This is a genomic window from Mycolicibacter sinensis, from assembly GCF_001667375.1.
Classification (GTDB): Bacteria; Actinomycetota; Actinomycetes; order Mycobacteriales; family Mycobacteriaceae; genus Mycobacterium; species Mycobacterium sinense_A.
Genome location: NZ_LZIN01000075.1, coordinates 198090 through 210045, shown reverse-complemented (window position 1 = coordinate 210045; position 11956 = coordinate 198090). Strand labels below are relative to the sequence as shown.

Sequence of the window (11956 nt, the reverse complement as noted above, 5' to 3'; positions counted from 1 at the left end):
AGAATTTCGACAAGAAAGTAGGCCAACGATGACTACGACCGAGACCGAACGCGTATGGCTAGAGAAGGATCATGAAAGCCACGTCGCGCGGATCACCATCTCCAACCCGGAGAAGAAGAACGCTATGGCGCCCGAAGACTGCGAGCTGATGGGTCGCCTGCTCGATGACGTCGGCGACGACGACGCCATCAAGGTCGTGATCCTCCGCGGCGAGGGTGGGGTGTTCACCACCGGTGTCGACCTCAACCGCGCCTATGGCTGGTACAGCACCCCGGGAGATGACCGTCGGCCGAGCCAGCGGCGCCGACTGACGGTCGACCGCAAGGGCCAGCGGATGTTCCACGAGTTCATTGGTTTTCCGAAGGTGACCATCGTGCAGCTCGAGTCGTACGCCCTGGGATTGGGTTTCGAGCTGGCGCTGTCGGCCGACCTGGTCGTCGCATCTCGCCAGGCCAGGATCGGTATGCCCGCGGCACGCTTCCTGGGCCCGGTGCTCGGCAACGTCGCGCTGTTCCTGCATCGGCTCGGACCCGTCGTCATGCGCGACCTCATGCTGACCGGCCGGATGGCCCCCGCCGAGGAATTCGAGTCGATGAAGCTGTTCACGCGATTTGTCGACGAATCCGATGTGGCCGCCGAGACCGAGGCGCTGGCCGCCCAGGTCGCCAAGATGCCGGCCGACGGCATCACCATCGCCAAGGAGGCTTACCGTCTGGTGGAGGCAAGCTCGGCGCTGGCCCTGGAGGAGACCACCGCCTACCTGTTCCACAGCTACGGCACCAACCTGCGGTTCGAGCCCGACGAGTTCAACTTCGTCAAGGAACGTAAGAAGAGCGGTACCAGCGAAGCATTCAAGAAGCGCGACGAGCACTTCGGATCCGGGAGCACAGCACAATGAGCCAGCAGTCGTACACCCGCACTCTGCCGGACAAGGTCTTCGTCATCGGCGGTAGCCGCGGCATCGGACGATCCACCGTAGTGCAGCTGACCGCGGCCGGCATCCGCTGCGCCATCGGATACCTCGAGAACGACGCTGCCGCCAAGGAAACACAGGCCCACGCCCGCGCCACCGGCGGTCCCGAGCCGGTACTGGTGCGCGGCGACCTGGGCACCGACGCCGCCGGCTTCGTCAGCGCCGCAATCGAGGCTCTCGGCGGCCTGGGCGGGCTGGTCACCACCGCGGTACCGATCATCGCCGGACGCACCCTGAAAGTCACCCGCGAGGAATACGACCGCGTCTTCGACGTCCAGGTGTGGGGTTTGTGGGAGGCCATCCGCACCGCGCTGCCCGAATTGGAGAAGGTCGGCGGCTCGGTCGTCGCGGTCAGCAGCCTGGGCGCCAACCACTACGCCCGGTACTACGGGGCCATCGGTCCCGCCAAGGCGGCAATGGAGAATCTGGTGCGCTACTTCGGCGCCGAGCTGGGACCCAAAGGTGTTCGTGTCAACGGTATCTCACCGTCGCTGGTTGACAACCCCGGTCACGGCGGCGAGGACATCATCGCCGGTGTGGCCGATATGCAGGCGGCGGTGGCGCAGAAGACACCGCTACGACGGTTGGGCCACCCCGACGAATTGGCCTCGGTCATCGTGTCGCTGTTGTCCAGTGACTTCCAGTTCGTCACCGGCCTGACCATCCCGGTCGACGGCGGTTACAGCCTGCTGGCCTGAACGCCGGCAGCCAGGAAAGGTACTCATCCTCATGCGCTTCCGTCTTGACCAAGCCGAATCACGGCGACGCGACTCATTGCGCTCGCACATTGATGAATTCAGCGCCGACGATATGGCGGCGATGCATGCCGAGATGACCGCCCTGGAAAGCGACCGCCAGGCGCCGACCGTGTTCCACCCATGGCTGGTCCGCCAGGACGTCATCGGGCTGGGCTGGCCGCAGCCCCACGGCCGGCCCGCCACCCAGACCGAACGTTTCGTGGCTCACGAGGAAATGGATTCGGCCGGATTGCCCACCTACGGCCTGGAACAGGCCGAGGCCGTCGGCTGGATGTTGGCTACTTTCGGGCCCGATGAACTTGCCGCCGAACATCTACCGCACATCCTGGATGCGTCGTGGAGTTATGCCGGCGGTTACAGCGAACCCGAAGCCGGCAGCGACATGCTGGCGCTGCGCACCAAGGCCGCCCGGAACGAGGACGGTGATTTCGTGGTCAGCGGGCAGAAGATGTGGACTTCCGGCGCGCACCTGGCCGACTGGATCTTCACCCTGGTACGCACCGATCCGAATGGCTCCCGGCACAAGGGGCTGTCGCTGCTGATGATCGATGCGCACGCTCCCGGGGTGACCATCCAGCCGGTGCGGGTGATGGGCGGCTGGCGGGTCAACGCCTGCTTCTTCGACGACGTGACGGTGCCGGCCGGCAACCTCATCGGCACCGAGGGCGAAGCCTGGTCAATGATGTCGCGGGCACTGGACATGGAACGCTCGATGAGCTTCGGCGGGCGCGAGGCTCGGTTGTTGCTGGCGCGTTATCTGCACCGCATCGGTGAGCGATGCATCGAACTGGACGAGGCGAAGTATCGTCAAATCGGCGAGTTCATCATGGAACTGCAGGCCGAGCGGCTACTGGGCCAGCAGGTGGTGGCCTTGGGCGATCGCGGTGAATCTGCCAGCGGTGAAGCTTCGATGAGCAAGCTGCACGGGCCGGCCGTGGCGCAGCGGGTGGCGCAGTGGCTGGTCGATGAGCTGGGGCCGGATGCCTATACCGTTGACAGCGGCGACCGGTTGGCCGAGGACGCTGAGCACTTTCTGCGAGCGGCCACCGTGCTGTCGATCATCGGCGGTACCAGCGAGATCCAACGAAACATCATCGCCCAGCGCTGGCTGGGCCTGCCAAGGGGCTAAGCCATGGATCTCGGACTGCGCGGCAAGGTAGCTCTGGTTCTCGGTGCAACCCAGGGCATGGGACGGGCCACGGCCCTGCGACTGGCCGCCGAAGGTGTGCATCTGATCGTGTGCTCGCGCGGACATACCGAGGGCGATGAGCACTACCGCTATGCCGCCAAGCCCGCTCTGGAGGCCGTGGCGGCCGATGCCCGCAGCGCCGGTGCGGCATCGGCGGCGGCCATCGCCGCCGATCTGACCGAGGCCGGTCAGGCGGAGCAACTGATCGCGGCGGTGGCTGCCAAGCACGGCCGGCTCGATATCCTGGTCAACACCGTCGGGCTGTGCGAACTCGGAGAATCGGTCACCGAGCCCGACGACTGGTGGGACCGGTCGTATCAGTCGGTGCTGATGACCTCGGTGCGCGCCTGCCGGGCCGGAGTGCCGCTGATGCTGGGCTCGGGCGGCGGAGCCATCGTGACCACCTCGGCCATGTCGATGCGCCACTTCGTCCCGCGGATCGCGCACTATTCGGCACAGAAGGCCGCCCTAGCGCATTTCACCAAAAATCTTGCCCGGGAATATGGTCCGCAGGGCATCCGGGCGAATGCAGTGTTGCCGGGCATGATCGTCAACGAGCAGATCGTCGAGAAGCGCCGCCGGTGGATGGCTGAAACGGGTGGCAGTGAAGACGACTACTTCGCCGACGCCAACGCACGCTGGCATCAGGCCACCTGGGGAACCCGACTCGGGGTGCCGGACGATATCGCCGACGCGATCGCCTTCCTGGTGTCCGATCGCGCGAGTTACGTCAACGGTGTACTGCTCAATGTCGACGGTGGGTCCGAGTACCTCTGACGGGGTGGCCGGCGCCGGTCACCCAATCTGGCTTGTATCTCTTCTAATGCCCCTCCCACTGTGGCCCGGGACCGGGTGGGAGACCGCCGGACGTGCTTGGCGCACGATGACTCTCCCGCCCCTCGAGTTCGCGCCCTCCGACCGGCTGGGGCGGCCCTAAGATGCGTGAACTCTGCATCAAACCAACATGATTGGCGATGAAGAACCTCCATGGACATAGTCGGTGCGCGGCATTCCGCTGGGCTGCGGGGTCCAATCGAGCCCCAGGTTGCGCGACGACTGGGGCCACGTCGCAGCGCATGCAACACCGCAATCAGCGTTACTCCTTATTTACTAACCTGGTTAGTATGATTACGGTGGAATTCCTGCAACCCAAGGATGTTGCCTCGATGGGTGTATCGATACTCGACGACCTGACCGCCGAACAAGCGATTCTCGACGACCTTGTCCACAGCCTCGACGAAGCGCGGTGGGTGACTCCCACGCCGGCTGAGGGCTGGAGTGTTCGCGACCAGATCGCTCACTTGGCAATGTTCGATGACGTTGCGACAACGTCACTGACGGGTGGAGGCGAGGCGCGCTTCGCCGAGATCCTCGCTGCAGTGAACTCCGGTGACACCGGATTCATCGATACTCCAGCTGGCGACCGGCCGGGCGCCGAAGTCCTGTCGGCATGGCGGCAGGCTCGCGATGGGGCGGCGGTAGCCTTCCGACGAATCGATCCCACTACGCGGGTGCCGTGGGGGCCGAACCTGATGTCGGCTGTCAGCTTGTGCACAGCACGACTCATGGAGACCTGGGCACACGGGCTCGACTGCTTCGCGGCGCTGGGTGTGCAGCCCGTCGATACGAACAGGCTTCGCCACGTCTGTCACATCACCTATCGAGCGATACCATATGCCTTGTTGCGATCCGGCGTTGCGAAGCCGGCCGCGATCGACGATCTTGTGGTCGAGGTCTCCTCACCCGAGGGAGCCATCTGGCGTTTCGGGCGGTGGGGTGCACCCAATCGGATCGATGGGACCGCATCCGAGTTCGCGCGGGTCGGTGTCAGGCGGATGCGGCTGGAGGAATCCGCCCTCCGAGCGCAGGGACCTCTTGCCGAGGTGGCCCTGCGAAACCTCAAGGCATATCTCTGACAGAGCCCCGCCTCAGCCCGTGGCCACGGCGTTGGTCCCTTGGCTGCGGCCGGCCGGCCTTAAGGCAGGCTGTTGCACGGACTCGCGCTCTTAGCATCGATCCACTGACAAATCGGGGATTGGGGGTGTTGCTATCAGGGAAGTGCCCTCTGACCTGGGATGGTTTGTGTTTCTTACGCAGCAACTATCCGAGTTCGGAAAGGCACTTCCAGTGCAAATTCCCATAGCTTTGCCGCAGGATCGGCGGTGTTCGAAGACCACGATCTCGTGTCGCGCGCTGGGCTGGTGGTGGTGCTGGTGCTGACACTGGCCGGCAGCAGCGGCCCGCCTGGACTGCTGGCGGCCAAGGTTGTCAAAGGTTCATACCGCCAAGCCGAAGATCAGCATCCGGACCGGTGCACCGGTAATCGCCGGAGCCCGGTCGCGGGCCGGGCGAGCCAACTCCGCCCGCATCATCGCCCAGGCCGTTGCCGGCGCCCATGAGGGCGGGGTCACCGGTCAGATTATGATGCGTGGCGATTCGGACTATGGGCAGACGAATCATCAGTGGATCGAGGCTAGCCCACCGAGGAACATTCCTCCTCGACGATGAACAGACGCATCGCGTCGCGGTCGATGAACTCGGCCTCGTCCCGAGCGAGTACCTGCCCCTCGTCGCTCGCTGACCACGCCACCGTCGCCTCGAGGTCCGCCATGTTGTCGAACCAGAATTCTGTCACGGCGTCATACTCTGGTTCCGGGCCGCCAGGAAACTGGCTCAGATAATTGCGTACGTATTTACGCAGCAGCGGCGAAACACTATGCGCGAGCGGCACGTGCCCGGATTCGTAGCGGTCTTTGAACTGCTCGGGCGTAAGATCAGCACGCCTGCGGACAAATAGGATGAGCTTAGCGGTCATTGGACGGCCTGCTTTCTGATCTCAGTGTTGGGGGATTCCGCCGCCTGGCGGCAGGTGCAGGGTGTTTCCTCGCATGACCGCCAACGCCACGCACTGCGGCAGCTCGACATTCAAGGGAGCTCCTTCCAGCTCGAACGCCACGGCCTGGCAACGACACGAAATGGGCTGCATGGATGGTCACCCGGTGGCGAGCTCGATATCGCACAAGTCGCTGTCGTCGGCACGGGCCAGCTCCGCCTCGACCCGCACGCCACACTCCGGACAAAAAAATTCGCGCAGGCTCATTCGAGCGGCCATCTGCGGGTACGGCGACACATAGTCAGCGCCTAGCTTGTCGCCCGGAGTGTCCCGTCGGACAAGGAGTTCCTTGTAGGAGTCCGCGCGTCCAAGATCGGCGCCGCACCGGCACGACCACGCACCCGCTGTGTGGCGTAGCGCATCACCCACCCGGCCGATGTCGGCGACGTCATCGACCGGGAAATCGCGTCGGGGCGCATACCCGAGACGGGTCTCCCGGATGCTCGCACGCTTCTTCGCCGTCGCCGCGGCGTCGGGCATCCCTGCGGAGTCAAAGACCACGCCGTACGTCGACTCCGCGGTCTCCAACAAGCAAGCCCCCTGTGCAAGGTCGTCGGCGACCCGGTCCGGGGCGCGTAGCAGCGGATCGCCATACCCCGGAGCGACCGGATTGGTCATCGTCCACACGTCGCCTTCGGTCATCGGCGGGTGGCTGCCCCCGCTGAAGGGCAGCGGGGTCTCCACACCATCGAGCTCCGAAAAATCCTGCGGGATCCGTCCTGCTGCGAGAACAGCGTCGACGCGCGCGCCGGTCTTGACGCGCATCCCTCCGAAGGATCCCGGGTTTGCGCCCCACATGCCTTGTGCTTTCGGAATCGATTCATTCTTGTAGAGCGAGAGGACGGCGGCATCGGCTCCGTGCATCATGTAGGCCACCTCCACACCGCGCCCCCCGCGGAACCGGCCGGCGCCGGCGGCGCCACCGGATACCAGACGCCGGTACAGCGCCACGACCGGACTTCCTTGCTCGTTATGTTCGACGTTGGCCCCGATGCCTTCAGGTATCCAAAAGTGCCCGCCGGCGTCGACACCGTCCTCCTGGTCACGCGCGCCGAGCGCTCCGATCATGCCGTCGGCATCGAACATCGTGAATGGGCCGTTGGCCCGCGTGACGCCCGAGCAGATCGCCCCGTAGAAGTTGGTTGTGTTGGGTCCGAGGGCCCGCTTGCGAATTTCCGTTGTGCCGCAAGACATCATCTTTGCGACCGCAACCGCCGCGGCGTTGATGTTCAACATCGCGTTGCGTGAACCGACCGGGCCCACGGCCGCGGGAAACTCGGCGCAATTGAGCAGTCCGGGTTGAAGTTCGAAGTCGACATTGGAGTACACACCCCCGTAACAACCCGACAGATCGGAGACGAGGTTCGCCGTGATCGCGGCGAGCACCGCACCCGAGAAAGCTCCGAATCCACAGTTCAGCGACCCGGCCTGCGGATCGGTGTCGCGATTGTCAATCCGCAGCCGCCCGCCCTCTTTGGTGATGCCGACCTGAATACGAAAGATGCCATCGTCGCCTGGCCGACAGGTCTCGGCGTAGACCCGATGCACCCAACGACCGTCAGGAATCTGAGCCAGCCGCTCCTCGAAACACTCTCGGGCCGCGGCCATCGTGCCTCGCATCACCGCTTTGACTGCTCCGGCACCGTACTTGTCGATCAGGGCACTGAGTTGGTCGCGGGCTCGGCCGCAGGCGGCGATGCTGGCACGCAGATCCATACCCACCATGGGGGACAAGCGGCTGGATCGGGCGAAAAGGTCGACGACATCGTCGCGAATCCGCCTGTCAGACATGACCATGGTCGGGGGCAGGCAGATGCCCTCATGGTAGATGTCGGCGGCAGACTCGTCGGTGCTCCCCAACTTGATACCGCCGAGATCGAGGTGGTGCATGGTATTCGTCACCCACCCGAACAGCCGGCCATCAACGAACACCGGCGCGGCGATACACGTGTCGGGCTGGTGCGGCGAGCCTACGTATGGGTCGTTGCAGATGAACATGTCGCCGTCGCGGATCCCGGGATTGGCTGCGCGGTGCTCCAGTGTCCACTTGGCGATCAGCGAGCTCGCCGTGGCGAAATACTGCAGGCCGGGACCCATGAAAGGCACATCACCGTCTTCGGTGAGCAACGTGGTTTGCATGTCTCGGGTGATCATCACCGCCGGCGAGATCGCTAACCGGCACAGCAGCGATGCGTGTTCGAAGTTCAGCTGAAGCAGTGAATACCGGATGACTTCATATGTGACCGGATCAAGATCTTCGGCCACCTCCTGGTGCAGCAAGAGATCTGAGGCAATGTTTAGGCGAGCTCCTGGAATATAGGGGCGGACCACCCCGTCCCAGTACGGGGCTTGTGACGCCGACTGAATCGCTTGAGCATCCGAGCTCACTTCGCCTCCAAAGGCCGTAGTAGTAGATTGCCCAACGTGTCACGGGTCAACCGCTGCCCGGACGGCACCGAAACCGAGGTGTGCGGCAGTTGCACGATCGCGGGACCGTCGACGTGGCTGTCCGCAGCCAAATCACTGCCATCCCAGAGGAAGGTCGTCACCCAAGCCATCTGGTCGGGCCAGAACACTTCCTTTGTACTGCGGTGGCTGCGGGTCGACCCGCCCGATTTCGGCTGAGGACGTGCCCCGGAAGCTACCCGTGCGCGAACGCGGAGGGCGAAGGTCTCGGTTCCGTGGAACATCGAGGCTGCACCGGAGCCATAGTGCTGAGAGTAGGCGTCGGTGAAGCGAGACGGCAGCTCCGCCGTCCAGTTCTTGGCGTCACCCTCGGGCAGTGGCAGCCGGATGCTGTACGCATATTGCCCGGCGTAACGCAGCAGGGCGAAGCGGTCAAGCAATACCTGCTCGGAGTCGAAGCCGGCCTCTACCAGCGCTTTGGATGCCGTCGCTTCCAGTTGGTACAGCAGGCGATCGAACTCTTCGTGATCGAACGGCGCGGGCAGCAGGCATTCGGTGTCGAAATAGCGGAACACATCCGTCGATGCAATCCCGTACGCGGACAGCGCTGAGGCGCCATTGCCCAATGGGACCAGAACGCCGGCGGCCTGAAGGTCGGCTGCGAACCCCCAAGCATGCACTGGGCCGGCGCCCCCGAACGCATAGATCATGAACTCGCGCGGATCCAGTCCCTGCTCGACGGTGCGCTGCCGGATCAACGTCGCGGCGTTGTGGTTGTTGATGCGCAGAATGCCGGCGGCGGTCTCCTCGGCCGAAAGACCCATCCGGGAACCCAACTCAGCTAACGCTGCGCGCGCTGCATCGATGTCCAATGACATGGTGCCGCCCAGGAAGCCGCTCGGATCCAGTAGCCCGAGCACCAGATCGGCGTCGGTCACCGTCGGCTGCGTACCGCCCCTGCCGTAGCAGACCGGACCAGGGCTACTGCCGGCTGAAGATGGGCCGACCCGCAACGATCCGGTGTAGGGATCGATCCACGCCAGAGAACCGCCACCACAGGCGATCGAGCGCACATCGAGAGCCGGCGAGCGATACGTGTACTGGTCGATCACGCGCGCTTCCGCGAGCACCGGTTCACCGCGCACAACCAATCCGACGTCGAAGCTGGTGCCGCCCATGTCGGTCGCTACCACATTGGGCTGGTCGAGAGTTGCCGCCAGACTGGCCGCGGCGGCCAAACCCCCGGTCGGACCAGAATCAAGTGTTGCGAGCGGCACATCGGCCGCCGTGGTCACCGGAACCACGCCGCCATGCGACTGCATGATGAGGAGCTCGTTGCACAGGCCACGGCTGCGCAGCTGGTTCGCCATCTTGGTCATATACGTGCGGCTCACCGGGCCGATGTAACCATTGAGTACCGCTGCGACAGTCCGCTCGAATTCGCCGAGCCGCGGCGAAACCTCTGATGACAGGCTGAGGAACAATTCCGGTCGGATCGAGCGGGCTAGCGCTGCCAGCTGCTGCTCGTGCACGGGATTCTTGAACGACCACAACAAGCTGATCGCTAAGGCATCGATCGGCTGCGTTTCAAGAAATTCAGCCAGCTGAGCGCGAGCACGTCGCAGGTCCAGCTCGACCAATACCTCACCGTGGCGGTCGACGCGTTCATCGACCTCCAGCACGGCGGTGGGTGCGACGAGCGACTCGGGCTTCTTGGTCGCTTGCACGTCGAAAACACGGTCGATCGGTAACCCCGCGACCCTGCCGGCGCCACGCATGATTCGAAGGTTGTCGCAGTGACCATGCGTAGTGATCAGGCCGACGCGGGTGCCCTTGCGCTCGACGACGAGATTGGTGCCGATGGTGGTGCCATGGCTGAACCTGTCCGTTGCCCGTAACAGGGTCTCGACGTCACGCCCAAGGTTCGCAGCCAGCAATGTCACGGCTTCCATCACGCCCTCGGCGGGGTTGGTGTCATGGGTGGAGAGGGTTTTCGCCTGTGCGAACCGTCCGTCCCCGGTCAAGGCGATGCCGTCGGTGAATGTTCCACCGATATCGACGCCGATCTTCACTGAATCTGCGTGCATCAGTCCCTCGTCTCAGGTCGCGGTGACTCAGAGCGGTCTCGCTCGCTCAGTCGGATCGACATCGTCGGATCATGGCTGGCTCGAAGCTCGGCTTTGGGAACCTTGCCCATCGCCGTCCGGGGTAGCGGATCTCCTCGAAACTCATACCACCGCGGTCGCTTATAAGGGGCGAGTCGTTCGAGACACCATGCATCGAGTTCCTCAGCCTCAACTGGGTGTTCCATCACCACAACTGCCTTGACAGCCTCGCCCCACCGCTCGTCGGGGACTCCGAAGACGGCCACTTCGCTGACCCGGGGATGATTCAACAACGCCTGCTCCACCTCGATGGTGTAGACATTCTCGCCACCTGGCTTGACCATCTCCTTGGAGCGGCCGACAAAATAGAGGTAGCCCTCCTCGTCGTAGCGCATGAGATCGCCTGTGCGAAGCCATCCGTCGCGTGTTGCCGCTGCCGTCTCCGCCGGCAGATTCCAGTAGCCGTCCATCGTGCTGGTGCCCCGCAAGGCCAACTCCCCCACTGCACCGACCTCGACCTGCGCACCGTCGCCATCCAGCAGGACCGCATCGACCAGCGGCAACGGACGTCCAACGGTGCCGGGGCGGCTGATCTCGTCGTCATGCGTGCTGCGAGTCGAGTAGCCGCCCGCTTCAGTACTGCCGTAGATACCACCGAATTCGACCGACGGAAGCATCGTGGACAAGCGCTGCAGTGTGTCGGCTTTCTCCATACCCGCACCACCGAGGACCATGCGCAGCCTGGCACCGGATTCGGCGGCTCCGGGGTGCCCCAGAGCGGTGGCCAAGCCGGTGGGAAATGCAGCCACCGTCACCCCGTGCTCACGGCAGCTCGCCCAGATGTCTTCGGCGGCCGGCGATGCCGGCAGGACGATTGTGCCGCCCACGGCGAAGGCTGTCAGAGCTTGACCAAGTCCCGAAACATGGAACAACGGGGTGGCGATGGTGACTACGTCGTGGTCGCGAAAGCCAAAACCCATTATCTGGTTCGAAACAGCCGCCAGCCAAGCAGATTGAGACAGCAGACAACCCTTGGGCCTGCCGGTGGTTCCCGAGGTGTAGAGCTGGGTCAGTATCGAGCAGGCATCGGCTCGAGGCACAGCCGTCTCGCGCACGTGGTGATCAGCAAGCTCAGTCAGCCCGGCGCCGGTCTGCCAGACGGTGCGTTCGAACAAACCGGCATCGGTCGCCAGGGCAGCCAAGGCCGGATCGACCACCGCGAATCGCGAATCAGCATCCTCGACTTGAAATCTGATCTCGGCGGCGATCAGGCGCACGTTGATCGGCACCAGGGTGGCACCAATTCTCGAGCATGCAAGCAGGACCTGAAGATACTGCGCGGAGTTGTTCGCCAGCAGCGTGATCCGATCTCCGGAGACGACGCCGGCATGCCTGAACCCGGCCGCTAACCCGTCTACTCGGCGGTCCATCTCCCGGTAGGTGACCGCCCTGACGGAGTCGCGGATGGCGATGCGATCAGGGACGCGGCGTGCTTGTTTGCCCACTAGGTCGGCAACGACCAACTCCGCGGAGACCATCGGCCCGTCCCTCCTGTCCACTGGGGACCCAGATCAACCTCTACCAATTAAGACAACTAGGTTATAGCATTGTCTCGTACTTGCGGAAAGGGCA

The 11956-nt window shown here is 64.1% G+C and carries 9 protein-coding genes and 1 pseudogene; 6 read left to right on the top strand and 4 right to left on the bottom strand.

The window, feature by feature from the left end; all coding sequences use genetic code 11:
- Positions 1 to 28: 28 nt before the first annotated feature.
- The 6 genes and pseudogenes from A5771_RS15870 to A5771_RS24095 all read left to right on the top strand — a co-directional run.
- Complete coding sequence (locus A5771_RS15870) at positions 29 to 898, top strand: enoyl-CoA hydratase/isomerase family protein (RefSeq protein ID WP_013830690.1); 870 nt, start codon at positions 29 to 31, stop codon at positions 896 to 898.
- Positions 895 to 1671, top strand: a complete 777-nt coding sequence (locus A5771_RS15865) for an SDR family oxidoreductase (protein WP_064856126.1) — start codon at positions 895 to 897, stop codon at positions 1669 to 1671. The genes A5771_RS15870 and A5771_RS15865 overlap by 4 nt, the downstream gene beginning before the upstream one ends.
- 31 nt (positions 1672 to 1702) lie before the next feature.
- Complete coding sequence (locus A5771_RS15860; protein WP_234783071.1) at positions 1703 to 2860, top strand: acyl-CoA dehydrogenase family protein; 1158 nt, start codon at positions 1703 to 1705, stop codon at positions 2858 to 2860.
- 3 nt (positions 2861 to 2863) lie between these two features.
- Positions 2864 to 3697 carry an SDR family NAD(P)-dependent oxidoreductase gene (locus A5771_RS15855; RefSeq protein ID WP_064856125.1) on the top strand — a complete coding sequence of 278 codons (834 nt, stop codon included), beginning with the start codon at positions 2864 to 2866 and terminating at the stop codon, positions 3695 to 3697.
- Positions 3698 to 4044: 347 nt separating this feature from the next.
- On the top strand, positions 4045 to 4836 hold the full coding sequence (locus A5771_RS15850; RefSeq protein WP_165606129.1) for a maleylpyruvate isomerase family mycothiol-dependent enzyme: 792 nt from the start codon (positions 4045 to 4047) through the stop codon (positions 4834 to 4836).
- A 379-nt stretch (positions 4837 to 5215) separates the two neighbouring features.
- Positions 5216 to 5374, top strand: a pseudogene (locus A5771_RS24095) (IS1380 family transposase); the annotation flags it as partial.
- 19 nt (positions 5375 to 5393) lie between these two features.
- Here the strand turns inward: A5771_RS24095 and A5771_RS15840 are convergent.
- The 4 genes from A5771_RS15840 to A5771_RS15825 all read right to left on the bottom strand — a co-directional run bounded on the left by A5771_RS15840 (position 5394) and on the right by A5771_RS15825 (position 11862).
- A complete protein-coding gene (locus tag A5771_RS15840) occupies positions 5394 to 5735 on the bottom strand; it encodes an EthD domain-containing protein (RefSeq protein ID WP_064856123.1) in 342 nt (113 codons plus the stop codon).
- Positions 5736 to 5912: 177 nt separating this feature from the next.
- On the bottom strand, positions 5913 to 8093 hold the full coding sequence (locus A5771_RS15835; protein WP_064856122.1) for a hydantoinase B/oxoprolinase family protein: 2181 nt from the start codon (positions 8091 to 8093) through the stop codon (positions 5913 to 5915).
- A gap of 104 nt (positions 8094 to 8197) precedes the next feature.
- Positions 8198 to 10291 (bottom strand): hydantoinase/oxoprolinase family protein, encoded by a 2094-nt coding sequence (locus tag A5771_RS15830; protein ID WP_165606131.1) that lies wholly within the window; start codon positions 10289 to 10291, stop codon positions 8198 to 8200.
- A 14-nt stretch (positions 10292 to 10305) separates the two neighbouring features.
- A complete protein-coding gene (locus A5771_RS15825; protein WP_064856120.1) occupies positions 10306 to 11862 on the bottom strand; it encodes a class I adenylate-forming enzyme family protein in 1557 nt (518 codons plus the stop codon).
- Positions 11863 to 11956 lie beyond the last annotated feature (94 nt).